The organism is Sphingobacterium sp. G1-14, from assembly GCF_002196555.1.
GTDB lineage: Bacteria > Bacteroidota > Bacteroidia > Sphingobacteriales > Sphingobacteriaceae > Sphingobacterium > Sphingobacterium siyangense.
Window position 1 is genome coordinate 2,197,817 of record NZ_CP021381.1, and the last position, 26,879, is coordinate 2,224,695.

The 26,879-nt window shown below is 42.2% G+C and carries 16 protein-coding genes; 9 read left to right on the plus strand and 7 right to left on the minus strand.

Features of this window, described 5'->3' with window-relative positions; genetic code table 11:
* Window positions 1-14: 14 nt before the first annotated feature.
* The 3 genes from CBM24_RS09110 (at window position 15) to CBM24_RS09120 (ending at window position 8,199) form a co-directional block, all read left to right on the plus strand.
* Window positions 15-1,202, plus strand: coding sequence for an alginate lyase family protein (locus CBM24_RS09110; protein WP_232475739.1), 1,188 nt, complete (start codon window positions 15-17; stop codon window positions 1,200-1,202).
* A 59-nt stretch (window positions 1,203-1,261) separates the two neighbouring features.
* Entirely contained in the window at window positions 1,262-3,961 is a 2,700-nt protein-coding gene (locus tag CBM24_RS27985; protein ID WP_088160966.1) for a glycoside hydrolase family 88 protein, read from the plus strand.
* 62 nt (window positions 3,962-4,023) lie between these two features.
* The gene (locus tag CBM24_RS09120; RefSeq protein WP_088160967.1) at window positions 4,024-8,199 is read left to right on the plus strand and encodes a two-component regulator propeller domain-containing protein; all 4,176 of its coding nucleotides are present in this window, start codon (window positions 4,024-4,026) and stop codon (window positions 8,197-8,199) included.
* Window positions 8,200-8,461: 262 nt separating this feature from the next.
* Here CBM24_RS09120 and CBM24_RS09125 read toward each other — a convergent pair whose 3' ends face one another.
* The 6 genes from CBM24_RS09125 to CBM24_RS09150 form a co-directional block, all read right to left on the minus strand.
* Complete coding sequence (locus CBM24_RS09125) at window positions 8,462-9,655, minus strand: MFS transporter (RefSeq protein WP_075991888.1); 1,194 nt, start codon at window positions 9,653-9,655, stop codon at window positions 8,462-8,464.
* A gap of 145 nt (window positions 9,656-9,800) precedes the next feature.
* Window positions 9,801-10,709: a helix-turn-helix domain-containing protein gene (locus CBM24_RS09130; protein WP_088160968.1), complete on the minus strand. Its 909-nt coding sequence runs from the start codon at window positions 10,707-10,709 to the stop codon at window positions 9,801-9,803.
* Between the two features lie 172 nt (window positions 10,710-10,881).
* The gene (locus tag CBM24_RS09135) at window positions 10,882-11,943 is read right to left on the minus strand and encodes a dihydrodipicolinate synthase family protein (RefSeq protein WP_088160969.1); all 1,062 of its coding nucleotides are present in this window, start codon (window positions 11,941-11,943) and stop codon (window positions 10,882-10,884) included.
* Window positions 11,943-12,965, minus strand: a complete 1,023-nt coding sequence (locus CBM24_RS09140; RefSeq protein WP_088160970.1) for an NAD-dependent epimerase/dehydratase family protein — start codon at window positions 12,963-12,965, stop codon at window positions 11,943-11,945. The genes CBM24_RS09135 and CBM24_RS09140 overlap by 1 nt, the downstream gene beginning before the upstream one ends.
* 7 nt (window positions 12,966-12,972) lie before the next feature.
* Window positions 12,973-14,205: an Nramp family divalent metal transporter gene (locus CBM24_RS09145; protein ID WP_088160971.1), complete on the minus strand. Its 1,233-nt coding sequence runs from the start codon at window positions 14,203-14,205 to the stop codon at window positions 12,973-12,975.
* Between the two features lie 5 nt (window positions 14,206-14,210).
* Window positions 14,211-15,731, minus strand: a complete 1,521-nt coding sequence (locus CBM24_RS09150; protein WP_088160972.1) for a PQQ-dependent sugar dehydrogenase — start codon at window positions 15,729-15,731, stop codon at window positions 14,211-14,213.
* Between the two features lie 376 nt (window positions 15,732-16,107).
* On the opposite strand from CBM24_RS09150, the gene CBM24_RS09155 reads away from it, so the two are divergent.
* The 6 genes from CBM24_RS09155 to CBM24_RS09180 are packed head-to-tail and all read left to right on the plus strand — an operon-like array spanning window position 16,108 to window position 25,917.
* On the plus strand, window positions 16,108-19,293 hold the full coding sequence (locus CBM24_RS09155; protein WP_088160973.1) for a SusC/RagA family TonB-linked outer membrane protein: 3,186 nt from the start codon (window positions 16,108-16,110) through the stop codon (window positions 19,291-19,293).
* 11 nt (window positions 19,294-19,304) lie between these two features.
* On the plus strand, window positions 19,305-21,137 hold the full coding sequence (locus CBM24_RS09160) for a RagB/SusD family nutrient uptake outer membrane protein (RefSeq protein ID WP_075991895.1): 1,833 nt from the start codon (window positions 19,305-19,307) through the stop codon (window positions 21,135-21,137).
* A 25-nt stretch (window positions 21,138-21,162) separates the two neighbouring features.
* A complete protein-coding gene (locus CBM24_RS09165) occupies window positions 21,163-21,558 on the plus strand; it encodes a hypothetical protein (protein ID WP_046676362.1) in 396 nt (131 codons plus the stop codon).
* An 8-nt stretch (window positions 21,559-21,566) separates the two neighbouring features.
* Entirely contained in the window at window positions 21,567-22,559 is a 993-nt protein-coding gene (locus CBM24_RS09170) for a DUF4466 family protein (protein WP_088160974.1), read from the plus strand.
* 4 nt (window positions 22,560-22,563) lie between these two features.
* Window positions 22,564-25,212, plus strand: a complete 2,649-nt coding sequence (locus tag CBM24_RS09175) for a hypothetical protein (RefSeq protein WP_145328608.1) — start codon at window positions 22,564-22,566, stop codon at window positions 25,210-25,212.
* 45 nt (window positions 25,213-25,257) lie between these two features.
* Window positions 25,258-25,917 (plus strand): GntR family transcriptional regulator, encoded by a 660-nt coding sequence (locus CBM24_RS09180; protein ID WP_232475740.1) that lies wholly within the window; start codon window positions 25,258-25,260, stop codon window positions 25,915-25,917.
* A 32-nt stretch (window positions 25,918-25,949) separates the two neighbouring features.
* Here CBM24_RS09180 and CBM24_RS09185 read toward each other — a convergent pair whose 3' ends face one another.
* The gene (locus CBM24_RS09185; protein WP_088160976.1) at window positions 25,950-26,747 is read right to left on the minus strand and encodes an SMP-30/gluconolactonase/LRE family protein; all 798 of its coding nucleotides are present in this window, start codon (window positions 26,745-26,747) and stop codon (window positions 25,950-25,952) included.
* Between the last annotated feature and the right edge of the window lie 132 nt (window positions 26,748-26,879).

A 26,879-nucleotide genomic window follows, 5' to 3' on the forward strand; every position in this document is an offset into this window, starting at 1 on the left:
AAAATCCAGGAAAAATGAAATCAAAATCAATTGTTCGCATCATGGGCTGTCTTCTTGGGATCGCAATTTCCCCCTTATTTTTGAAGGCAAAAATTAAGAAAGGTGTTTTTGAGCAGGAGATCATCCAGACGCTGCGTCCTGTTATCCTAAAGCAGTCCAAATGGGCGATGAAGCAGAAACCATTGACGGTGACAGCATATAGCGCGGTCCGGAGTGCCGGGGGTATTCATGATTTTTATTCTGAAGGCGATTATTGGTGGCCCGATCCCAAAGATCCAGCTGCGCCCTATATCCAACGGGATGGGATGACTAATCCGGCCAATTTCGTTGAACATCGTAAAGCAATGATCCGCTTCAGCCGAATCGTGGGTGCACTGGCCTCAGCCTATCGTTTGAATCCGGATAAAAAATATGTACAGCAGGCACTTCGTCATTTAAAGGCTTGGTTCGTTGATGCAGAAACGATGATGAATCCGAATCTTCTTTATGCACAGGCTATACAAGGGCATTTTACAGGGCGCGGAATAGGTATTATTGATACCATTCATCTGATGGAAGTTGCACAGGGCGTAAAGATATTTGAAAATGACCCCAATTTTCCACAGGCAGCTAAGGATGCCATACATCGTTGGTTTGCGGCTTATTTACGCTGGCTTACAACGCATCAATATGGAATCGATGAAATGAATGCCGCCAACAACCATGGTACATGTTGGGTGATGCAGGTAGCCGCATTTTCGAGTTTAGTGCAAGATACTGTATTACTCAATACATGTGCAGATCGTTATGCGCATGTGCTGCTGCCGAATCAAATGGAAGCTAATGGAAGCTTCCCGAGAGAATTGCAGCGGACAAAACCTTATGGATACGCGTTGTTTAATCTGGATGCGATGACCATGATCTGCCAGATTTTGTCCAAGACCAATACCTCCCTTTGGCAGTATACATTGTCTGATGGGCGGACCATAAAAACGGGGATTGATTTTATGGTCCCCTATATTGCCGCTAAAGAAAAATGGCCTTATCAGCAAGATGTCATGTATTGGGATCAATGGCCAATTGCACATCCGGCACTTGTCTTTTCGGCAGTGGCTTTCCAGAATAAAGACTATCTGCAGCTTTGGGAAAAGCTTGATCATGCACCCGAACAAGAAGAGGTTATTCGAAATTTACCCATTCGCAACCCAATTATATGGCTTTGATTTTCCTAGCCCCCTTATAAAATAACTTAACCATTTCACCTTAAAAACCTACAGATAACATGAATGTTAATGCGACGTCTTTGCGAAGATATACCCTCTTTTTGCGCTTTCGAAATTTAAAAAGGTCATCTATTGCCAAAGCACTCTTTTTGACTGGAATTTTGTGTGCTTTTCAACATGTTGAGGCACAGGGCACAAAGCAGCTGCAAAAAGCTTGGGGGCTCGCAGATCAACAAGCTCAGCTACTTTATAAAGAATTGCAGCTCTTGAAAAAAAGTGATTCATCCTTGGTGTCGCCACGTACGCTTTCCTCAGATAACGAGCTTGTTGCCGTGAAAAGGGGGGACTGGACCAGTGGTTTTTTCCCTGGTGTCCTGTGGTATCTCTACGAAAAATCGGGAAAACAAAAATGGAGGGATCTTGCTTCAGAAACGACAAGGTCGATCGAAGCGGAGCAATTTAATGGAAAGACCCATGACATGGGCTTTAAGGTCTACTGTAGTGTAGGAAACGGTTATCGGTTAACCGCAAATCCACAGTACCGGGAGGTGCTTGTTCAGGCAGCCAAAACGCTGGCAACCCGCTTCAATCCGACAGTCGGCTGTATACGTTCGTGGGATCACAATAGCCATCGCTGGGATTTTCCGGTCATCATCGATAATATGCTCAATCTAGAATTGCTGTTTGAAGCAACCAAACTCACTGGAGATTCTACTTATTATCATATTGCGGTGAGCCACGCCAATACAACGCTAAAAAATCATTTTAGGCCAGATTACAGCACCTATCATGTAATAGACTACAATCCGAAAACAGGAGCTGTACAGCATAAAAACACCCATCAGGGCTTAAGTGATGAATCGACATGGTCGCGAGGTGAAGCCTGGGCACTGTATGGCTATACGATGTGTTACAGAGAAACAGGAGATCCGAAATATCTGCAGCAAGCCGAAAAAGTTGCGCAGTGGCTGTTTGCACATCCCAATATGCCGAAAGACTTGATCCCTTACTGGGATTTCGATGCGCCTAATATTCCAAATGAACCACGGGATGTGTCGGCAGCGGCAGTCATAGCGTCGGGGCTGTTGGAATTAAGCACGTATAGCAACCAAGGAAAAGATTATCGTGCAAAAGCGCAGACCATATTGGCTAACCTGATAGACAATTACATGTCGCCACCAAATAAAAGCAGAGGTTTTATATTATTACACAGTACAGGATCGAAACCTTCCAATACAGAAGTGGATAAACCATTGAGTTATGCCGATTATTACTTTTTGGAAGCACTGCATCGGCAAGAAGATCTACAGTCCGGAAAAGTTCAATCGGATCTGGTTCGGAAAAATCCAACGGGACAATTGATCTATTTTCCAGATGCACAGGGAAATGTAATCCCCGACTTTAGTCATGTGGGCTATCACCAAGGTGATCAAAAGCTGCCCAATGTTCCTGTTGTGATTACAGTAAAACCCAGCGTAAATGGCGATGATCAAGAAATTATACAGCAGGCTATCGATGCTGTATCTGCAAAACCACTTGATAAAAACGGTTATAGAGGTGCTATTTTGCTGAAAAAAGGCCTGTACAATATACCTGGAAGCCTGGAAATTCATGCCAGCGGTGTCGTGTTGAGGGGGGAGGGCGATGCTATAGGGCAAACCCTGCTTAAAGCCACAGGCCAGCACCAACGGAGCTTATTGAAGATTTCAGGTACAGGTAGTTATTCAGTGGACCAGGCTAGAAAACAGTTTGTTAAGAATGGGTATGGACCTGTAGGGGCTAAATATGTCCTAATCGATCATGCGAAGGAAAGGAAAGTGGGCGAGCAGGTACTGCTCTCGTATGAGATGAACGACGCCTGGATCGAAGCGCTTCGAATGAACCAAATTGAAAAAAGAGAAGGGACGAAACAATGGACCGCGCGGGAATATAAGCTAAATTTTGAACGTACTATTTTGGCCATTAAAGGTGACTCTGTATTTTTTGATAATCCCTTGGTAATGGCGATTGATCCGAGGTATGGAAAAGTGGCTGTCATTCCTTACACCTTTGACGGACGTATAAGTGAAGTTGGAATCGAAAATATACGTTTCGAATCCGATTTTGTAAGTGATGAAGACGAAAACCACGGCTGGATTGCAATTGATATGGATAAAATAGCGAATGGTTGGGTGCGCAATATCACCGCGCGTTATTTTGGCTATGCAGCGGTGAGCCTTGGCGCCTTTGCCAAACAGATTACAGTAATGAAGTCGCGGTGTCTGGATGGAAAATCTCAAATTACAGGTGGCCGAAGGTATTCATTCAATAATGACGGTCAGCTTAATTTATTTAAAGAACTTTATACCACGGAAGGACGCCATGATTACGTAACAGGGGCTAGGACCCTCGGTCCAAACGTTTTTAGCCTTTCTAGCGCGGAGCGAACACATGCGGATATCGGTCCACATCATCGATGGGCTGTTGGAACCTTATACGATCAAATCGTAACGGATGGTGAAATTAATGTTCAAGACCGGGGTAACTGGGGAAGTGGACATGGCTGGGCCGGGGTGACACAAGTCTTATGGAATTGTACGGTCAAAAGTGCCGCAGTACAACGACCCTGGGCTTCCGGACAAAATTTTGCCATAGGAGTAAAGGGAGAAAAAGTAGCTGGAAGATTGAAAAATAGAAATGCTGGTTACTGGGAAAATCAAAACAGCATAATGTCGATAGGCTCACTTTATGAGCAACAATTAAAAGATCGATTAAAGTGATTCTTGTTCGTATTTATTCAATGGAATGATTATTTTTATCATCCATTTCAATTATATACCTTATGATGCCATTACGTGTTTTTATGCGCTGTTTTTGCTGTGCGTTAGCTTTAATTTCTGTTTTGCATGCGCAGGAAAAAAACTATCGTTTTTTACACTTGGATGTCAACGAAGGTTTGTCTCAAGGCAGCGTTTTCGCGATAGCCCAAGATCATTTGGGTTTTATGTGGATCGGTACCCGTGATGGCTTAAATAAATACGACGCCCGAAAGTTTACGATTTATCGCAGTAATCCGCAAGATAGCCTTTCCTTAGAGCACAACTTTATTCAAGCGATTACGGAAGATAACAAAAGGCGGCTTTGGATAGGGACAATGACAGGTCTGAATTTATACAATCGAGAATCAGACAATTTTATCCGTATACCATTACCTACGGTAGAGAGTAGCAGTGGAAAAATGGATGTCAACGTTCACCAGATTTTTCAGGATTCCAATGGAAAGATTTGGATTGCAACAAATATAGGCTTGTACAAGATTAAAGAGGGCCGGCATCCTGAAGCGGAATTGGTCTTCAATGAGATTACCGTTGAAAGAAGCCAGGGAAAAGAATACTATCGTAATTTTCGAACCATGTATGAGGATCGCCGCAAGCGATTATGGTTTTGTACCGATGATGCCATTGTACTCATGCAAGCCGCATCGAAAGATGGAAATAGCTTAAAGGTGCTACGGACTTACTTCAAAGAGAAATCGGTAGATAATAAGGTTAATCAACGGTTTCAGGCGGTTTTGGAGGTTAGTCCAGGTATATTTTGGGTAGGTACAAAATATAATGGTATTCGGATTATCAATGAGAATACAGACGAAATATCCTCGTTAACCGAAGAGGGCAATCATACAGGTTTGGCCAATCAAGATGTGCGGTCCTTAAAAAAAACAGATGATGGAAAGATTTGGATTGGAACATTCAATGGCCTATATGTTTATCAAAACGGAAAATTACTTTTTATCCAGGCAGACGACGGAAATCCAAATAGCTTAAGCAATAATTCCATTCGCCCTATATTTCAAGATAAGCGGGGATCTATTTGGATTGGAACCTACTTTGGAGGGATTAATATTTATGACAAGGATATTCCTAATTTTCAGAATTTCACCCATCAATCTAAACGCAATAGCTTAAGTTACAATGTGGTGAGTGCATTTGTTGAAAATGCTATGGGAGAACTGGTGATTGGAACTGAGGGTGGAGGATTGAATTATTTTAATCGGCGTACGAATTCTTTTTTTAGTGAACGTCACGATAAAAATAACCTGAATGGCCTAAGTCATAATAATGTGAAGTCTATCTGTTTGGATAAGGAAGGGAATTTATGGGTAGGTACTTATGATGGTGGGTTGAATTTAAGACGAAAGGGGCAGCAAGGCTATGAACATTTTCGTTTCGATCCCAATGTAAGTAATGGCCTGGCAAATAATAATGTGTATGCGATCTTAGAGGATCGTAATGGCGATATTTGGATTGGTACTTTCGGCGGAGGACTACAGGTACTTCGTAAAAACCAGAAAGTAGGAACTTTCCAGACATTTAACGTTGCAAGAAAGCAGTTGAGTTCCAATATGGTGCGCGCTTTACTAGAGGATTCAAAAGGTAATCTATGGATTGGTACTTCAAATGGTTTAAATCTAAAATTAGCAGGGACCGATAAATTTGTTTCTTTTCTAAATGACAAGAAGGATTCCCTTTCAATTAGCGGAAATGATATTGTGAGTATCCATGAAGATCGGAAAGGACATATTTGGATCGGTACGTATATGGGCGGGCTGAATCTTTATCTTCCAGAGAAGAAAGCATTCAAAAGGTTTAATGAGCGAAACGGATTGCCGATCAACAATGTTTTTGCTATTCTAAGTGATCTGAAAAACAAATTGTGGTTGAGCACAAATACAGGGATTTCTTGTTTCGATCCCCTATCTGGTCATGTACGAACCTATACGAAGATCGATGGTCTTCCGGGTAACGAGTATATTCAAAATGCAGCAGCAATGTTGCGGGATGGAAAACTTGCCTTTGGAAGCTTCTCGGGCTTCACCCTATTTAATCCGGATAGTTTAAGTGTCAATAATTACATTCCCCCCATTCAGTTTACGGAATTGAAATTATTCAATAAAACAGTTCTTCCGGGCCTCGATGGTGTTATCCCTAAAGATATATCCATGATGGATGAATTAATTCTTGATCACAATCAAAATGTTTTTAGTTTGGAATTCAGTGTATTGAATTATGTTCATCCGGAGAAAAATCAATATGCTTATTATCTAAAAGGCTTTGACCAAGACTGGAATTATGTGAGCAATCCCGTGGCTACTTATACCAATTTAGACCCCGGTACTTACGAGCTTTGGGTAAAAGGGGCCAACAACGACGGGGTATGGAACGAAAAAGCAACGGTCTTGAAGATTAAAGTGCTGCCAGCGCCATGGAGGACATGGTGGGCTTATAGCGGCTATTTTCTTCTTTTTGCTGCGGCCAGTTTTTTGGTTATCCGATTTTTCCACGGTAGAAACAAATTGAAACAAGACCTTTTGATTCGGAAAATAGATTCGGAAAAACAGGAGGAGCTTCATGAAGCAAAACTGAATTTCTTTACCAATATCTCCCATGAATTCCGTACGCCATTGTCATTAATTATTGGACCGTTAAATCAATTAAAAGACGATCGCTCGCTTTCAGCATATGCACAGGAGCACCTCGGTTATGCAACAAGAAATGCGGATCGCTTGATGAATCTGGTTAATCAGCTGCTTGATTTCAGAAAACATGAAGGCGGAAAGATGAAATTGTTTTGCCAAAAGGTTCATGTTGCTACGTATTTGGAAAACATTCGCCAGAATTTTTACTTTATTGCCGAGAAAAATAATATTCAGTTTTTCCTGGATAATAAGGTAAGCCCTGATTATGTTGGAGGTTTTGATCCGGAGCAATTTGAAAAAGTCCTTGTCAATTTGATTTATAATGCGTTTAAATTTACGGACAAGGGGGGTAAAATAAAGATACAGGTTGAGCTAGAAGGGGAAGGCGAGTTGGAGAAATTGCTTGTTTCCGTTTGGGATTCTGGGCGTGGAATCCCAGCCAAAGATATACCTTTTGTATTTGAACAATTTTATCAGGCCAATGCAAAAGGCCTGTCGGCTACCAATGGCGGAATAGGTTTGGCACTTTGTCGTTCGATCATACATCTGCACGGCGGAAAACTCACTGTTGAAAGTAATATGGCACAGGAGCCGGCAGACTTCAATACAGTATTTCGGATCAGCCTGCCACAAGGGAATGTCCGCATCGAAGAACTCATGGTTTTAGACGGTACTGTAGCGACGGTATGCTCAGACCCTACAGATGCCGATATGCCACATGTGGATGCTATAAAAACAGAAATAGAGCCTTCTGTATCGGATGAAGATAAGCCAATCATACTTGTTGCCGAGGACAATGTGGAGCTTCGTTGTTTTCTATGTGAAAACTTACGAAAAAAATATATTGTTTTAGAAGCTAATGATGGTATTGAGGCGCTGGAATTGGTGCAAGCAAGACAGCCCGATATTATCATTTCAGATGTAACGATGCCCAACTGTGATGGAATCACACTTTTGCAGCAGATTAAAAACGATAGTAGTTCAAATCATATTCCTGTGATTCTTTTGACAGCCCGTACAGCTGATCCTTATATCACAGAGGCGTTTGAAATCGGTACAGATGATTACATTACCAAGCCCTTCAGCATGCCGCATCTCATTCAGAAAATTTCAAACATCATACAGACGCGGAAACGATTGGAGGAAAAATTTGTGCAGAATTATCTTCTTGGAGCACAGGGAACAGATCTGCCTGAAAGAACTCGTTTCTTGGATCAGGTATTGAAGGTTGTCGAAGAAAATCTGGGCTGTGAAGATTTTGGAGTGCAGGATCTTACAAAAGCCATCGGCGTGAGCCGCTCTGTTTTGTACCGCAAGATTAAGCAGCAAACAGGACTGAATTTGGTTGAATTTATTAATATGGTACGTCTTAAGAAAGCAGCCTATATTTTAGTGAACGATACTGGTTTGAGTATCAGTGAAGTGGCTTATCAGGTCGGGTTCAATGATCCAAAGTATTTTAGCAAAACATTTAAGAAATTCTATAAGGAGAGTCCACGTACCTATGTTGAAAAATTCGGTATCAAGGAAAGCAGCAATTAAAAAATAAGCAAAGGTCTTCCTAATTTGGTAAGCATAAGCAGCCCTAAAAGCAGACCGAAGTTTTTTTTGCAGGCAAAAAAAAAAGGTTTTCAAACGGGGAGAATGAAAACCTTCAATAACCAATTATAAACCTAAATTATGATGCTACAAATATAGTTGTTTTTAATACTATTTTAAAAATAATTCACCTTTTAAAAACTGTTTTGTGGCTGGTCAGCTACAGGATGTTGTTGCGCTGTCGCTGGAAGAACCAGCGCATAGCTTATACGCTTTTGACCAGCTTATGAATAACGTATAAAATGGTCAATCCCAACAGCGCAAATATGCCATAACCTAATCCAATTTGAAACTGCGAAGAAGGGTTTACCAAGCTTACGGTGATGTAACTGAGTGAAGAAGTAAGGAGGTAGGTAATTCCGCCAACCAATCCACCGGCAATACCTGCCGACAATGGAAACCTACCTAAACAGTAGCTGAAATAATTGTTAAAGATAAATCCTGCAGTGCAATGTACAGCAAATGCGAAAAATGTTAATGTATATAGGTTTGACAGGTAAGGTGAAACGATCAGCATACAGACAATCAGACTGATCTGAATAAAATTGGCGATTCTCAACTTTGGAACCAAGGCTCTTTTAATAAGGGCTTTACCAATAAAACCACCACACATCCAAGCTAAGCCCATAATAAGTGAGGTATAGCCGGTTGTAATCGCACTATATCCCAGTTGATGTTCAATAAAAAAAGGACCACTGAGATTGTAGAACATGACGAGACCGTAGGATATGCCGCACATGAGTATACCGAACGTAAAATCGTTGCTTTTAAGCATCATTTTAAATTCGCCGATCAGGTAGTTGATATGGAGTGGTTTTTTCTGTTTGATTGTTTCGCCGGAAAAGATCAGTTCAAGGATGAAAAGTACGGCACTGTAAACGGCCAGAACCATAAAGTTAGAACGCCAACCAAATTGTGTTTGGAGGTAGCCGCCAATAAAAGGAGCGACAATCGGCCCGATCGACCAGACGATGGTCATAATGCTGAGGTAGTGTTTGCGCTGCTCGCCTTCATAGACATCCACAAAATAGGCTCGTTTTGATATGACCACAAATGCCGATAAGATTCCCTGAAGGATGCGCATCAGGTAAATAACCCAAATATCTTGCGTGCTTGCTGTGATCCAGAAACTGACAATGAAAAGGAAAAGAGATATCAGGTTGATGCGATATCTTCCCCAAGCGTCAACTAATGCTCCTGTAAAGAATTGAGCAACACCATAGCTGATTAGAAAAAGCGAAAGTGTTAACTGGATTTTGCTTTCGTTCAAGCCAAGCTCCTGTGCCATTTGTGGCATTGACGGAAGATAAATGTCGGTGGCAAGTCCCGTAATCGGAACAAGTGCAAATGCTAGTATCGTCGGGATAAAAGATTGCTGTGGTTTAGTGTTTTTTTCCATCCTTTAATTTTTTAAATTACCCGTCTCTATGGACGTTTACGTTGCCAGCCACTTTTTCTCCTTGGCCCTGTAAATATGATGTCGACAAAAGTAGCTTCATTGCCTGTTTCGAAAGATATAGAATTCAAACAAATTATTGTGAAAATCAAACAGACTTATTGCGGAAGGCTAAAGGTGGTACACCAGCATGTTTTTTGAAATAATTACTGAAGTTCGCCGGTTCTTCAAAACCTAAGGCATAAGCGATTTCATTGATGTTCCAGCTGCTATGTTGAAGCAGTGCTTTTGCTTCCTGTGTGATGCGCAGTGCGATGAGTTCTTGCGTAGTTTTTCCTGTATTTTGTTTCAAAGCCCTGTTTAGCGAATTGACATGGATGTTGAGCTGTTGCGCGTAATCCGTTGCATTTTTAAAACGAAGTAAATTTTCTGTGTCAATCGGAAATTGACGTTCCAATAGTTCTAGGAAAAGATGGGAAATACGCTGATTTGCGTTTTGGTAAGGTGATATACCCTCATTTGGCGCTAGTTTTAACGTTTCTAAAACGAGTAATTGTAACTGATTTCGGATAATTTCATATTTGAACGGAAAATCAGATCGTAGTTCCGTATTCATACGCTGAAAAATGTGATCGAAAAGATCGACCTGCTCGTTCGTTAAGAAATAGACCGGGCTACCACTTGGGTTGAAAAAATGACTTTCGAGAATGTTATGGTTATAATGTTTGTCTTCCTGAATGAATTTTTGTGTAAAAAGACAGAACCATCCCTTTTGATCCGGATTGTCTGTTTCCCAAGAGTAGGGAACGAGCGGACTTGAAAATACAAGTGCGGGACGGTCAATAGGGATCCATTGATCGCCATAGTGCAATTGACCCTGGCCGATCATGAGGGATATTTTGAAGTAATCTTTTCTGTTGTAAGGTGATTTTAAAGGACAATGCTCACGTGAAAATACGTTAAAATGAGAAATTTGTTCGGACGAGGAGCCAATTGGGTAATTGGATTCTCGAAATACCCGTTGATAGAAATCAATAATATTTTCGGAAGTTGTCATGATGCAAAGTTATAAAAATCAAACATTTCATGTTGGATACTATTTCTCTTAGTCGGTCATTGATTCGTAAAATATGAATTGGAACAAAAAGAAAGGTCCCATCACCTCGTCAGCCATGACTAGCCCAGGTGATGAGACCTTATAAAAGGAAGCGACTATAAGGAAGCGATTATTAGGATCTCGATTTTAAAAATTCCTTGACAAATTCATCGTCGTTTAAGTATGGGTAGTCTTTATATACACGATCAATTTCTTCTTGCTGTCCGATGGATAGATTTTCGTCGGGGTTTAGACACCAGATACCCTTCATCAGGCCTTGTCTGCGGAGCACCTCATGTAAGCCTGGTATACAGCCATGGAATGCATTTGCTGGGTCAAAAAAAGCTGCATTACTGTCTGTTACAGCAATCGCTTTGCTTAGGAGATGACTCGCATGGAGGTTATTGGGGTCCTGTTTATATGTTTTTATTTCCTGAAGGAGTTCAACAGCTTTTGCCGTCCAAACAGCCCAGTGGCCTAATAGTCCGCCTTTAAATTCTATGGCGACGTTTTCCCCAGCTACGGGGAAATTATACACGCTCATCAGATCGTTGACAATATTGTCATCATTGCCCGTGTACATGGCAATTTGATCTCGCCGGCTGGAGTTGGCTATAGCACGCATAACGTCTAATGTCTGGTAGCGGTTGAACGACGCACATTTGATAGCGACGACGTTGTCGATTTCGGCAAACTGCTGCCAAAAGGAATAGGAGAAAATACGGCCACCAACGGCGGGTTGAAGATAGAATCCAAAGACAGGAATAATGGCTGCTATTGCTCTGACTCGATCTAATATGGCATTTTCCGTCCAGCTCTGCAGGCCGCCCATACTCAAAAGCCCGATATCATAACCGTATTTAAGTGCAGTCGTTGCCTCCTGTTCAGCTTGATCTGTGGCACCGCAGATGCCTGCAATTTTGATAAATGGTCGTTGGAGTTCCGCTTTCTCGACTTCTTCGCTAGCCCATCTCAATACAGTTTCAAAAAGGTTGATCTCGGGGTCACGGATTTCGAATTGGGTTGAATGTACAGCTACGGCGATTCCACCGGCTCCACTGGCTATGTAATATTGAGTCAGGAGCCGTTGATGTGCCTCGTCAATGCTGCGGTCCTTATTTAAGGCAAGGGGGTGTGCCGGAATTACCGTCCCTTCCCAAAGCAACTGTTGTAATTTGTTGTCTAAAGTTTTCATTAGAATTTTCCTTTTCGTTCTTGAAAATGCGTGTCCTTATTCCATAGTTCGCCGCCTTGGGTCAACCATTTGGCTGTAATGTCTATCGCTTCGCGTATGGTTGTTTTCGGATAGCCAAACAAACGATGGCATTCGGAGGCATTGTTTAGTAAAGCGGTTCCGGCGGGTTCATTTACAAATATCGGCCTGGTGTTGAAATGCTCGGCAAACCGCTCTGCGATCCATCGTGTAGAAAGGATTTCAGGTCCCGTGACATTCAGTATTTTGGCTGGAGACTGACAGTGCAGTAATGATCTTAAGGCAATTTCGTTGGCATCTCCCTGCCAGATGACGTTGACGTTTTCGGTTGTCAAATCTATCGGGAGCTGCCCTTTGACCGATTTGGCAATTTCTACGAGCACACCGTAGCGAAAATCCACCGCATAATTCAATCGGTAGATCAGGGTAGGTGTACCGTTTTTCTTCGAAAAATACTCGAATATACGCTCTCTCCCCAAACAGGATTGCGCGTATTCGCCGACAGGCTCCGGAGTTCTTTCCTCAGAAACGCCGGCATTGCTTATCGGTACAAATGGAAGTACGTTACCCGAAGAAAAAGCAACAATGTTGGAATCTTGAAAATGAGAAGCCACCATTCCGGGAAGATAGGTATTCATCGCCCAGGTAAAATCTTCATTTCCCGTGGTGCCGAATTTATGTCCTGCGAGGTAAATGACATTCGGGACCTGCGGGATCTTTTTGAGTTCTTCCTCATTCAGTAGGTCGCAGGCGATTGTCTTTATGCCTAGATCCTCCAGTTCCTGCTGAAGTTCTTTGGTTGAAAAACGCGAAACACCAATGACCTTTTTGTCTATTCCTGCAGCTTGAATGGCCCGCATGGCTAGCTTTGCCATGCTTGGCCCCATTTTTCCGCCAATACCTAGGAAAAGGATATCACCTTGTATCTTTTTTATATCTTCAATTAGATCTAATGATGGTGCAAGCAGCTGCTGTTCCAATTCCGCTAAATTGTTATGGTCCATGTCTGAATTATTTGATTAAATTATAGAGATTACTAAATGCAAGAAAAACGAGTAATATAAGTCCGAGTATAGCCCATAACCGCGTTAAGGGGCTGTTTCTGAGCGCGCCCATAATTTCTTTGTCGTTTGCGATCAGAAAGAGGATAATACCGATAAAGGGGACTAAAAAAATGGTGATGCTTTGCGCAAAAACAATAAGCTCCAAGGGAAGATTTCCGAAGATAAGCGCGATGGCAGATCCAAAAATCATGACCAAAGAAATAAAGAGTTTCACTTTAGGGTGATTGAGATCGTTGCCGAAGCCAAAGGTGTCGCCCAGTAAGGATCCGCCTAATACGGCATTGCCGATCAAGGAGGAAAAGGAGGCACCGAAGAGACCGATAAAAAAGAGGTGTGAAGCATAGGTTCCCAAAAGCGGTTCCAGTGCACGGCCCATCTCAGCGGCAGAATTTAACTTGATCCCTTGGGGATGAAGCGTATTTGCCGCACAGACCATGACGGCTGCACTCATGATGCCAAGAATAATAATACCTATTCGGCTACCGATTATCTGTCGTTCAGTACGCTGTTTGTTGGTCGATAATTTTCTTCTTGATTGAACAAGATAACTTTGATAAAATGCACCCACAATCGAAAAGCAAGAAGCCGTAAAAGCAATTATTAAGCCTACTGATGAAGGAGGGATGCTGGGAATAAAACCTGAGAAAAAGTCCTGTGCGGGTGTCTTTATCATAATCGCGGTGGAAAGAAAGGCAAATAACATCAGGATGATAAGTCCAAGCATAAGCTTTTCCAATAGCGCGTAGAAAGACTTGAAGAACAACAGTAGGATACCGATTACATTAAAAACGATGATCCATATTTTGGGGTTTGTCCCCGTGGCTTCCGAAACGGAAATAGAGACACCTGTCGCATTCCCCGATTGAAAACAGGTTGCAACGAGGAAGATTCCGAGGCCAATGATGATGGACGTTGTTTTACCAAATTTCTGGCGAATTAAAACAAGTAAAGATTCGTCTCTCGCGATACCGATACGTGCCGCCATATTGGTGAAAACCATCATAAAAAAGATGGCGACGACGACAACCCATAATAGAGAGAAGCCATAGTCTGCACCCATTTTTGATGTGATGGTCATTTTGCTGGGCCCGAAAACCAGGGCGGCGGTAATGATGCCGGGACCCAAGATGGATAGCCAACTTTTCAATAAAGAGGGTTTTGGCTCGAGGTTATTTTCCATGAGATTTATCGTAATGAGGTTAAATGCTGTTGATTGATTTTAGGGGCAGAATTTCCAAAGTGTGTGCGAATATAATTGGTGATTTCAATGACCTCTTCATTTTTCAAGAATGAAAAAGATGGCATTGCACTTTCGTATTTGACGTTGTTTATTGTTTTGTCTTTCAGTCCATGGAGGATAACCTGCAATAGCGGTGCTGGGTCGCCTTTGACAAGAGATGAATTGGCTAATGGAGGAAAGGTATTTGTAAGTCCTTTTCCATCTGCTTTATGGCAGGATGCGCAATAGGCTTCGTATAATGCCTGACCACTTTTGGCAGGGGAGTTGGCCGTGTTGGCTGCAAGGGGTTTAATCATTGGTGCAGAGGCTTTATCGGTAATACGGAGGCGGTAGATCACATCGTCATCGGGTTTTGGAAACCCCTTTTGCGGATTCCAGTCACGGTTGCTTGAACAGAAATAAATGTCTCCATTGGGTAAGGCCAATACGGACCTTAGCCGGCCAAGTTGATCTTTGAATAGGATTTTCTCATCGACGATCTGTTGACCATCGGCGGATAATTTTAGGATACGTAAAGACTGATTTTTTAAAGTCGAAAGCAATAGACTATGTTGCCATTCAGGGATAACATTAGAACCGTAATACGCCATTCCGGATGGTGCAACGACTGGGGTCCACGATTTAATGGGCTCCTGTCTTGGGGAGTTTTTGGCAATAGCTTTTTCCTTTTCCGTGTCAATCATTCCTTCAATCTGCGGCCAGCCATAATTTTTTAGAGGTTGGATCAGGTTGATTTCGTCCTCGATGGCATCGCCATGTTCGGAGGTGTAAATTAAGCCTTTTGGATCATGGGTAAGTCCCTGCATGTTCCGAAATCCCCATGCATAGACATAGCTATTTGCAATTGGATTGTCTTTTGGGATGCTCCCGTCGAGATTGAGGCGTAAGATTTTGCCATTTAATGAGGTGCTGTCTTGTGCAAAGGTATCACTTGCGGCATCTCCTGTAGCCCAATACACTTTTTTGTCTGTCGAAACAATAACCCTGGAACCGTTGTGTCCCGTGTTTCCAGGAATCTGTAAAAGCAATTTTGGGTTTGACAACGTGCCTGTCGTATTATAATCGTAACGATATAAATTAGAGAAAATGAGACTGTCCTTTTTGCTGGTGTAAGAAAGGTAAAGATAGGCCTGTTGCTGTTCGGGTTGATACAGCGCCATTCCCAATAGTCCCAACGTGCGCTGGTGGTAAACGTCGGTGAGGCTGTCCACCAAAGTAACAGCTTTTGTTTTTGTATCCAGTCTTCGTATACTTCCTCCGATTTCAGAAAACAGAATGGCATCGTTGATCCGGTCATATTGTAAATCCCATGGCACATGGAGTTTTGTAGCTTCTTTTGATAGCGATAGTATGCTGTGCTCCAGTTGGATGTTATTTATTGGCTTACTTTCTCTTTCCGTCTCGGAAGAACAGGAGGATAGTAGCGGGACCAGCGATACAAGCCAAATATAGGTTTGTTTTTTCATATAGGATCTACGGTTATTCCTTTGATTTATTTGGTTAGTCAAATGTAGTTGAATAAAAATAAATATACAAAAAATAAGTAAAATTGTATACAAAAATATTTTATCAGCCTAAAGTAAATACGATTTAGTTTATAATTACACAGCTAAAAGAGCGGTGTTTTGGAATTGTCACGAATGTGTTAGCCACCCTATTTTTGTAAAAAAGTAAAAAAAATATTGAATTGTATACAAAAAATATATATTATTGTATTCACTATGATAATTAAGGAAATGCAATTTAGACCATATTAGGGTCGAGTGTTATGTTTCCTGAAAAAATACCAATAAACTAAAGAGCTTATAAATCATTTATTTAACCACTTTAACCTGAGTATTCATGATACTAAAGCAGATTAAAATCCGGGATGTAATAAACAGGAGTTGCCTTTTGGTGGGGCTACCTTTTATTTCGATGGCTGCATTGGCAAATGTACCTTCTTCCCTTAACAATGGAAAGATTCCGATCTCGGATGTTTTAAACCCTTCGTCGGGTTTAGCTAAATTTCAGCAGCAGCTTGTCGGGCAGGTGCTGGACGCCAAAGGGCAGCCACTGTCCGGTGTAGAAGTGCGTAACCTTAAAAATGCAACTGTTACCGTTACGGATCAAGAAGGTCGTTTTAAATTAACGGGGTCCGTTTCAGATCAGATTCAATTTCGGTTAATCGGTTTTAATACAAAAGTGGTGTCGGGGAAAGATGTGCAGGCTTTGGTGCTTGATGCGAGCGAAAATGCACTGGATGAGGTTGTTGTGGTGGGGTATGGTAAGCAGAAAAAAGGCAACTTGACCGGTGCTGTGGCCAGTGTTAATTTTGATCAATCGACCTCGAGTCGGGGTCTTTCCAATGCCTCGCATGCATTGCAAGGTGTTATTCCTGGTTTGGCCGTAAGTCAAAACTCCGGAATGGCCGGAAATAATGCAGCGGATCTTTTGATCCGGGGATTGGGGACGGTCAACAGTGCTGGACCGCTGATCGTGGTCGATGGAATGCCCGATGTCAATATGAACCGTGTAAATGTGAATGATATTGAAAGTGTGACCGTACTAAAAGATGCTTCTTCCGCTGCAGTATACGGTTCCAGAGCGGCCAATGGGGTTGTATTGATCACGACAAAGTCTGGTAAAAGAAACAGTAGGACGGCTATTTCCTTTAGTGCCAACAAATCGCTGGTGAAACCTACCCGCTCTTTTGATTTTGTCAATAATTATGCGAAAGCAATGACGGCTACTCAAAGGGCACAAGCCTATAATACGGCCGCATCTGCATTCAATTTTAAGAATGGAACCATCGACGAATGGTTGGCTTTAAGTATGATCGACCCAAGATTATATCCAAGTACCGATTGGTGGGATGTTATTCTCCGCAATGGTCAAAGTGGGAATTATAATGTTTCCATTAATGGAGGAACTGAAAATAATAATTACTATTTGTCTGTCGGTATGCTGGATGAGAAGGGGATACAGATCAATAATGATTTTAAACGTTATAACGCTGCATTTAACTTCGAAACAAAAGTAACCAATACCATCGGTGCTGGGGTGCGGTTCTCCGGAAACTGGTCCGATTACCGTTATAACTACGAAGACGGTATGACTGCCAACTCGACAAGTGGGATGGATCTGTTTACCTCACCAGCAGGTATATTGCCTTATGATCCTATTACCGGTTTTTATGGCGGTGCAATGTCTTACAATGAAAGTCCGCAGGCCAATAATATTTATGCAGATTACATGACGCGCAACCAAAACCACATGAATCAAAAGCAGGCTTTGGTGAATGGTTATTTAAACTGGAAGCCATTTAAAGGATTTGAGGCTAAAGTGGATTATGCCCTAAATTATGATACGCGTTTTCAATGGAAGGCAGATATGCCGACAAAATTATATAACATCCGGACGGGATTGTCTATCCGGGATCTTGTACCGACAAATGATGGGATATATAATACAGACCGGAACAATTACAAAACCCAGCTGAATTTTAAATTGAGTTACGATCATAAGTTTGGCGCTAACCATGATTTCTCTGCTTTGGCCGTGTATTCAGAAGAATATTGGAATAATCGTGTTTTAGCAGGTAGTCGCTTAGATCGTTTGCACCCTAGTCTACATGAAATTGATGGCGCTTCTGAAGACGTGCAAAATGTGTCGGGATCATCATCGGCAGAAGGTTTGCGTTCTTATATTGGACGATTAAATTATACGGCCTTCGGAAAGTATATGTTTGAAGGGAACTTCCGGGTAGATGGTTCTTCACGTTTCTTGCCGGGTGATCAATATGGTTTTTTTCCGTCTGCGGCAGTGGGCTGGCGGATCTCAGACGAGGTATTTATGTCGGCATTTAAGGAAAAGATCAGGATGAGTTCGGCCAAATTTAGAGCTTCTTATGGTTCTTTGGGAAATAATAGTGGTGTCGGATTGTATGAGCAGAAGCAATCTTTGGTCTCTAGTCCTTATTATTTGATTGACAATAGTACAGGAACAGGGTCTGTTGTCAAAGGGTTGATCAATAAGAAACTGATCAACTATGACCTTACTTGGGAAAAGACACGCGTGTTTAATTTGGGTTTGGATCTTGGATTCTTTAAAAATAAACTGACTGCGGAGCTGGATTATTACGAAAGAAAGACGATCGGTATGAACAGGCCTTCGGATGTATCTATGCATCTGACGGGTTTATTCACTGCCCCCCGACGTAATATTGGTGATATGATGAATAAAGGGCTGGAAGCAAATGTTACCTGGAATGACCGAAAGGGAGATGTGGGTTACATGTTGAACTTTAATGTTGGGTATAACAAGAACAAGCTGCTGTCTTGGAATGAGCAGTTGCAAAGAGGTTCGGTATTTATTGATATGCCTTATAATTTTATCTATGCTTTCGAATCGTTGGGCATTGCTCAGTCTTGGGAGGATGTCTATAATGCTGTTCCTCAGGGCGCTTCTCCAGGAGATATTTTGTTGAAAGATGTCAATGGTGATGGCAAATTGGATGCGAATGACCGTGTGGCATATCCAGCTTATCAACTGGGTAGGCCAAAGGTGAATTACGGATTTAGAGGTTCGGTAGACTACAAAGGTTTTGATTTTTCTTTCCTGTTGCAGGCTGCCACAGGAAGAAAGGAATTTTGGATGAACAAAGCGAATTCGAACTTTTTAGGAACGGCAAATCAGGCTATTACTGAGGACCAGTGGAATAATATGTGGAGCCTGGACAATCGCGATGCTGATTATCCTAAGCTGCTTCCAAGTACATTAGGATCAACGAGTCCAAATGCGTATTTGAGCACATTTTGGCTGCAAAACATGTCTTATTTAAGGGTGAAAAATCTGCAGCTTGGCTATACTTTTAAGAAAGAATTACTGATGAAGCTGGGTATTCAGAAGTTGCGTGTATTTGGTTCGGTAGATAATTTAGCGGTATTGACGAGCTTTAAAGGCTTAGATCCGGAGAAAAGTACCTATACCAATGATGCTTATCCGATGACGAAGAGTTTTGTGGTTGGACTGAATGTAGACTTATAATATTTGAACTTATGAAATCGATATATAACATATTGTTTATTTCTTCTTTGCTGCTTCTTGGTTTGTCCGCGTGCCGCAAAGATTTGTTGAATCAGAATCCAACAACAACGCCAAGCTCCGAAACGTTCTGGGTGGACGAAAATGACGCACTTGCTGCGTTAATGGCGAACTATTCCATATTTAGACCTTGTTTTGATCGCGACTATCATTTTGATGGGCATGGAGATTTCCTTAAAATGTACAATACTGGAGCGGCGCCTATTTCATTAACGGTCAATAGTCCGATGAATTATGGCTCCGGTGCATCGGCAATGTATAGAGCATTGTATGGATCTATATTCAGTTCTAACTTTGTGATCGAAAATACCAATGCGCGTTTGTTGCCCGTAGCAAAAACTGATGCTGTAAAACAAACCCTGGAAACTATCGTGGCGGAGGCAAAGTTGTTGCGCGCCATTGCATACTTTAGATTGATTTCCCTATGGGGTGATGTGCCTTATTTTTATAAATCGGCGCCAGCTCCCATAGAGGCTGATACGGTGCGGAGAATGCCTATTGCACAGCTGAAGGATTCTATTATGGCTGATTTGAACTATGCGGTGGACAAATTGCCCAACAAGGGGTCTGCAATTGGCCGTGCCGGTAAGCCTGCTGCATTGGCGTTTCGTGGTAAGTTTCAATTGTATTGGGGTTCGTGGAAGAAAAATGGATGGCCTGAATTGGATGGATTTGTACAATCTGCTGCAGAGGCTAAAACGGCATATACTGCGGCCGCTGCGGATTTTAAACGTGTGATCAATGATTTTGGAATCAAAATGTTTAGAAATGGTGATCCAGGTCAATGGGGTGAATTGGGGAAGGCTGATGTGCTCCCAAATTATTACTATATGTTTATACCTTCTACGGGCAACTTGAGCCAAGATGAGGAAATGGTCATGGTACTGACGCATGGTGGTGTGGGAACAAAACAAAGTGAGGAATACCAGCGGGTATGGACGGGGCCATTGGTGTCTTTAGGGCAGAATCAAGCGATTCCGCGCTATGAATTGGCTGACCGTTATCAATCTACCATTACGGGAGATTTCTTGCCAAAGATGGTTCAGCTAGATCCAGTGAAAAATCCTGCAGCACGTACTACGGCAAATTCAGCGGTGAACCCTGAATCGTACCGAAATCGCGATTATCGCATGAAAGCGACTTTGTTGTGGGATTACGAATTGATTATGAGTATGAGCCCTACGGAGACCACAGGTTATATTCCCTTTGTCTACAAAACTTGGGGAGCTGCGGTGACAGTTAACGGTGTCTCCTACAAAACTTCCTTTACCGATAATACCACAAATCTCTCGGGATTACAATCGCGTAAATTTGTGCGCAATTATGGTGGTGTGGCGCGTAGTGATGGAAATTACAATTGGCCTTTGATGCGCATTGCTGACGTATACCTGATGTATGCTGAAGCAACCAATGAGATTGGTGGTCCACAGGCGGATGCAATTGATTTGGTTAATAAGGTCAGGCGTCGTGGTAACCTACCTGCGCTTGCTGGAGCTAAAACCTCGTCTCGTGATGCATTTTTTGATGCCATAGAGCAGGAAAGAATTGTTGAGTTGTTTGGCGAAGGACAGCGTGCGTTTGACTTGAGGAGATGGCGTAAACTGGAAACAGTGTTTGGCAAACCTTATGGTGATGGAAAATGGTTCCAGGATAGTTTTGGAAATAATTGGGAACGCTTTTTCTTCAATGAGTCTGAATTGACTTATCAAAAGTGTTATATCTATCAAATTCCGGAAACAGAACGTTCGCGGAATCCGAATTTAACACAAAATATACCTTGGAAATAATATGGTAACACTTGACTGTAATAAAATGAAATATACATTATTTTTAATCGGTATGCTGTTCGTTAGCTTGTCCGGTTGTAAGGATGATTATCCAATGGATGAAGATGGTTTGTTGATCACGACCAGGTCGGAATGTTATGTCAGTAGTTTTGAACTGTTGGGCGCCGATTTTCAGACGGTACGGACAAAAGCTGCGTTGGTGGATACCGTTGAGCAAACCATAAAAGTGGAGGTGCTCTTTGGTACGGATTTGAAAAATCTATACCCACAGTTTTCATTGGTCACCGATGCGGTGTTAGATCCTAAGATTTTAGGAAAACAAGATTTTTCCAATTTGGATACGCCACGTGAATGGACTGTCGTGTCTGGAAATAGAAAGGTTCGTAAGACGTATAAAGTTTATTTGACAGTACAAAAATAAGTAAGCTGATGAAAACAAATTATTTAAAAATAGGGCTGTTGTCCATCGGATTTGGGCTCTTGTTGTTCGGTTCTTGTAAAGAAGAAGCTTATGAAATTCCAACAGCAAAAGATGGTTTGCAAAACGATATTATTAAGCGCTCTTTAGGGCCAAATGTGGTTGGGGCTACCATAGATTTTGCTTATGCTGCGGCGATTTTGCCAGATCAGGGGAAACTTACATCAATTTCTGTAGAAGCCAGTATTGCGGGTGATGAGGGTACTGTACTTGAAAACAAATCGTACTACACCAGTAGTACGGGGGTAGATATAGGTGTTGTTGTTGGCGACCCTGCTACAGTAAATGGGAATAACATGGAGGTGAAATTTACAAAAGATACCTCCGCTTCAACGTTGCGTTATAGCTACAAAATACCGGCAGCAGCAAAAGGTAAATCGGTCACTTTTACGTTTAGGGCGAGGTCCAGTAATGGGCAGGAAATTGCCTTGAAGACCGAAGCTTATGCGATTCGTAATATGGATATGGCCTTGGACCTGATCGGGAAAGACGGCGCGGCCTGCTTTTTTTCTGTGGCTGACTTAAAATGGTATACTGCTACCGAAGCGGCAGCAAACCCGGATAAGATCGATTTGATCTATTTGTACCGGGCGTTGCCAACGGTGACTTACGCACATTCTTTGGTTGCTCCCACGACGGATGCCAGTTATTTGCCGAGCTTCACCTTACCTGTGGGTCTGACAAATAAAACGAAGATCGTGAAGGCTTGGACGGTGCGCGATCAACAATTGGCACGATTGCAATACAGTGTATTTGTGGACGATGTGGATTTGAAAGATAAATCGTTCGTAGATGCGCCAGATTTTGCGATTAATTTAAAAGCTGAATCAGGAATATGGCTGCAAACGGCTGATGGTAAATACAATGCTTATGTATTTGTCAATAGCGTAAATAATACGACAAAAGAAATGAAGATCAGTGTAAAAAGGTTGCAAGTAAAATAAAGATATGGGTGAAAGGATATGGCTAAAAGTTAAAGGTACTTTTCTAGGGATCGCTTTTATGGCGATCCTTGGAACGTCCTATGGGCAGCAGGCAAAGGTTACTTCGATAAAGGGAAATGGACAGCGCCTGCAGGTGCAGGTGGATGTTCCGACGGCTGGTGTCTATACCTTGGTTTCTGAAGGTGAGGTTACCGATTTGGATAAAATTAAGGCGGCAGATAAAACAGGTATGATGACGCTGTATGCGACGATTGATGTTCGCGCTGCACGATCGACCAAACGGATCGTATTTGACAGCTTTAAAGGTGCGAAGCAAGATCTTGGTAAATTTTATTTTGAGAAAGGGAAGCAGATGGTCGGCATGCAATTGCCGGCTTATTTTAAGATTAAAGCTGTTTCAATCAATGTATTTGTACCTCCGGTTGCGCCAGCTGCAGCAGAAAATTATAAACCAAAGATTGTTCCTCCTGCAGGTCACCCGAGGCTATGGGTTAACAAAGAATCATTGCCGGTCGTTAAGGGGCGGTTGGAAGAAGCGGAGCATCTCGAAGCTTGGGGGAAAGTGAAAACACTTGCGCAACAACCTGTTCAATTTATTTTTGATCCGAATAAGGAAATGTTTTACGATGAAAAGCTCGAGCGTGCTATTGAATCAAAAGCGTTTTATTACCTCATGTCCGGTGACGAAAAAATAGGCAGGGAAGCGGTCAGGCTGGCCGATCAATACTTGACAATGTTGGAGTTCGGGAATGTTTCCTATGGTGATATTACACGCGAGTTGGGACGTGCAATTTATACGGGTGCACTGGTGTATGACTGGTGCTACGCATTATTGGATGTGCACGTTAAGACCAGTTTACATAAAAATATGATGCGTCTGGCGCAAGATATGGAAATTGGCTGGCCTCCCTTTTTTGGTATCGAAAGTATTATCAATGGGCATGGCAATGAGGCGCAGGTGTCGCGCGATCTGCTGGCAATGAGTATTGCTTTATATGACGAGGATCCGGTACCTTACAAGTATACTTCGTATTCTATTTTGGAAGAGTTGGTGCCCATGCGCAAGTTTGAGTATCAGTCTCCGCGCCATAATCAAGGTGTTGATTACGGTGGCTATCGCTTTGGGTGGGAAATGCATGGAGCCTGGTTGTATTATCGCATGCTCGGTTATCCGGTTTTTGACGATAATATCAAGAATATGCCCTATTATTGGCTGTATATGCGCACGCCTGACGGAAAAATGTTACGCGACGGCGATATGTTCAATGTAAAGTACAACAGCAGTGCTGATTTTTATTGGAAAAATCCACAGACCATGCTGCTTTGTTATGCCTATTCAGGCAATCCGGTAATTAAGGCTGAGTTTGTCAAGCAGGGCGGTTTGCCCGACAATCCAATCTTGTTTCTCCTCTTGGATGATCCGAAATTGAAGCCTGATTTTGATCGCGAGAAAATGCCGTTGACGAAAGATTTTGGACCTATTTTAGGGTCTATGGTTGCCCGGACAGGCTGGAGCGAAGAGAACGGAAGTTCCGATGTGGTTGCAGAAATCAAGGGGGGCGGTTATCATTTCGGCAATCATCAGCATGCCGATGCAGGTGCACTGCAGATTTATCATCATGGTATTCAGGTTGGTGATCTTGGGCTGTATCTATCGTATGGTTCCCCTTATGATTTTAACTTTAATAAGCGTTCGGTTGCACACAGTATGCTGTTGGTGCGTGATCCTGCGGAACCGCTTTTATTCAGGACCAAAACAAACGATGGTGGGACTCGGTTTAGCCAGCGTTTTCCGCGCACGGTTGACGAGGTGTTAAATGATTCCTGGTACCATACCGGAGAGATCAGGGCATCCGCATTTGGTAGCGATCCCATTGAGCCGAGCTATAGCTATTTCAATATGGATCTAGCAGCGGCATATACTGCTAAAGTAAAATCCTATGCAAAAAGTTTCCTGTTTTTGAATTTGAAAAGAAAGGATGTGCCTGCTGTCATTGTCTTATTGGATGAGCTTAAGACCAATGATAAGAAATTCGAACCTTATTGGCAGATCAATACGCTTGAAAAGCCTGTACGAAGTGAAACAGGTTTTGTGTTGACCAGTAAATTTAAAAACGCAGCCGGTTCTACTTATGTTGATTTGCTGAAGCCTCAGTTAAAAGAGTGTGCAGTGAAATTGTATTCGGGTGATTCGACTGCTTTTGTTTTTGGTGATCTTTATCAGGTCAAGTCTCCATGGCCAGAAGCTAGGGGGACACGGATTATGGTTTCACCCAAGCAGGAAAGTGATCAGGCCAGTTACGCTTCGGTTTTTCAGATGACGGAGAGTGGCTCTTCAAAATTACCGGTGTATTCGGAGGAAAAGGCGAATTATTACCTCATAAGAGTGGCTGATCGTTTACTGGTGGTGGCCAAACCAAATCAATATCTTGATGAGTCCATTGAATTTGTGGTACCGGGAGATCAACAGTATGAAGTTGTTGTGGTCGGTTTGAAAGATGGTTTCTGGAATATGAAAAGTTCATTAAAAAATAGTAGCTTTAATATAAATGTCCTGAAAGGGAATCATACAACCAGTTGGAAATCTAAAGCCGAAACTATTTATTTGTCGCCGGGAAGACAGTATGGAGCCCAAGAGGGAAAGATTAATTAAAGAATACATTGTTTAAATTTTTTTAATGATTTTGTATTCTTATTTTTGCATAAAATTGTATACAATATGAAAGAGGATTCGCTTGCCTATAAAGTTTATTTAGAAGTACGTAAGAAAATTTTGTCTAGTCAGCTGGCTGGCGGGGCAAGATTGGTGGAGAGTGCTTGGGCGGATAAGATGGCGGTGAGTAGAGTGGCTGTTCGTGAGGCTTTTATGCGTTTAGCAGGGGAGAGTCTGGTTGAGTTTGGTGAAAAAGGTGGCTGCTTTGTGAAGAAAATGACGGTCGAAGATGTGAAGGATATTCGTGAGCTGCGTGAGCTGTTGGAGATAGGTGCATTAAAGATTCTGTTTTCAAAGAAAAGTAAAGAGCTTATCGAAGATTTGGAACTGATCTGCAACGATTTTTCCGACATGGTCAGTAAAGGCTATTATGGTGGTGCTTGCGAGGCGGATGTTCGTTTTCATGAGCGGATTATTGAGGGAACTTGCAATTCAAGGTTGATTTCTATTTACAAGAATAGTAACATCCCCTTATTCCATATGAAGCTTGGGGCTATTATGGGGCAGATGGAAGATTACCTGGATACGGAGAAGGAGCATCGCGCTATTGTTGATGCGCTGAAAGCGGATGACTGGAATAAAGCTTATACCACCTTGGTTCATCATTTGGATCGGGGCGAGCAAGAAGCCTTGGAACTGGTTTAATGTTTTTTTGATTTTTATAAAGGGTCTATTGTTTACAATAGACCCTTTTTTGTGTTGTCCCACTGCAACAATTGCCCTTTTTCAGCTTCTGTAATCATAAGTCCCTGAATGCCTTTTGGGTCTAAAGCACAATTTGTTGGATTCTTCCCCGGCGTAGGTATTTTCTCGATCGTCTTGTTTTTGGTGTCAATGGATAGGATATGTTGCGATCCATAAATCGCTGCAAAAAGATAATTGTCGTTCGTGAGAGCTATGCCGTCCGGGCCGATACTACCGCCTGTTTCTATGAATTTTTCGATGTTTTCTACCTGTTGTGTCAAGCTGTTCCAGTGCATTTTCCAGATCCATTTTGTGCCTGTTTCAGCGACAAAAAGTGTGCAGTTGTCTGCTGCAAAGGCCAATCCGTTTGGGTAAAAAAGGCCTGTGTGGATCTTCGTAAGCGCACCATGTTTATGTAGGCAGCAGATGTAGCCTGTGCCATCTTCCAGGTCACTTCCCGGGCAGGAGAATAGTAGGTTCCCTTCAGTATCAAAACATAAGTCGTTGGGCATTTTTAATGGCTTCCCTGCGATTTCCGTGACTATTGTCGTCGTGGTTTTGTCGAAGGGATCATAGCAACGGATGCTGTTTTGTTGTGAGTCGCAAAACCATATTATGCCGTTTTTGTCGATTGCAATTCCGTTGGGATGTCCGTTCACAGCTATTCTGCTATACTGATTGTCTTTGTAATAGACCAAGTTTCCTGCTTCTTTCTCCACAAGCCATATTCCACTCTCCCGGTCGAAAGCGGGGCCTTCTGGAAAAAGAAGTCCTTCAATGAGAATGTTCATTTTTAAAAATTTTAAAATTTATTTTAAATGTATACAAAAATATTGTAATTTGGTATACATAAAATAAGGTGTATTTAAATACAAATTATTGATGACTGCAACATGTGTGGCGGTGATCGTCCAATTATAACA

What these genes read in the sequence shown, in the direction of transcription:
- CBM24_RS09110 (WP_232475739.1), top strand. Translation starts at nt 15, where the DNA reads ATGAAATCAAAATCAATTGTTCGCATCATGGGCTGTCTTCTTGGGATC.
- CBM24_RS27985 (WP_088160966.1), top strand. Translation starts at nt 1,262, where the DNA reads ATGAATGTTAATGCGACGTCTTTGCGAAGATATACCCTCTTTTTGCGC.
- CBM24_RS09120 (WP_088160967.1), top strand. Translation starts at nt 4,024, where the DNA reads ATGATGCCATTACGTGTTTTTATGCGCTGTTTTTGCTGTGCGTTAGCT.
- CBM24_RS09125 (WP_075991888.1), bottom strand. Translation starts at nt 9,655, where the DNA reads ATGGAAAAAAACACTAAACCACAGCAATCTTTTATCCCGACGATACTA.
- CBM24_RS09130 (WP_088160968.1), bottom strand. Translation starts at nt 10,709, where the DNA reads ATGACAACTTCCGAAAATATTATTGATTTCTATCAACGGGTATTTCGA.
- CBM24_RS09135 (WP_088160969.1), bottom strand. Translation starts at nt 11,943, where the DNA reads ATGAAAACTTTAGACAACAAATTACAACAGTTGCTTTGGGAAGGGACG.
- CBM24_RS09140 (WP_088160970.1), bottom strand. Translation starts at nt 12,965, where the DNA reads ATGGACCATAACAATTTAGCGGAATTGGAACAGCAGCTGCTTGCACCA.
- CBM24_RS09145 (WP_088160971.1), bottom strand. Translation starts at nt 14,205, where the DNA reads ATGGAAAATAACCTCGAGCCAAAACCCTCTTTATTGAAAAGTTGGCTA.
- CBM24_RS09150 (WP_088160972.1), bottom strand. Translation starts at nt 15,731, where the DNA reads ATGAAAAAACAAACCTATATTTGGCTTGTATCGCTGGTCCCGCTACTA.
- CBM24_RS09155 (WP_088160973.1), top strand. Translation starts at nt 16,108, where the DNA reads ATGATACTAAAGCAGATTAAAATCCGGGATGTAATAAACAGGAGTTGC.
- CBM24_RS09160 (WP_075991895.1), top strand. Translation starts at nt 19,305, where the DNA reads ATGAAATCGATATATAACATATTGTTTATTTCTTCTTTGCTGCTTCTT.
- CBM24_RS09165 (WP_046676362.1), top strand. Translation starts at nt 21,163, where the DNA reads ATGAAATATACATTATTTTTAATCGGTATGCTGTTCGTTAGCTTGTCC.
- CBM24_RS09170 (WP_088160974.1), top strand. Translation starts at nt 21,567, where the DNA reads ATGAAAACAAATTATTTAAAAATAGGGCTGTTGTCCATCGGATTTGGG.
- CBM24_RS09175 (WP_145328608.1), top strand. Translation starts at nt 22,564, where the DNA reads ATGGGTGAAAGGATATGGCTAAAAGTTAAAGGTACTTTTCTAGGGATC.
- CBM24_RS09185 (WP_088160976.1), bottom strand. Translation starts at nt 26,747, where the DNA reads ATGAACATTCTCATTGAAGGACTTCTTTTTCCAGAAGGCCCCGCTTTC.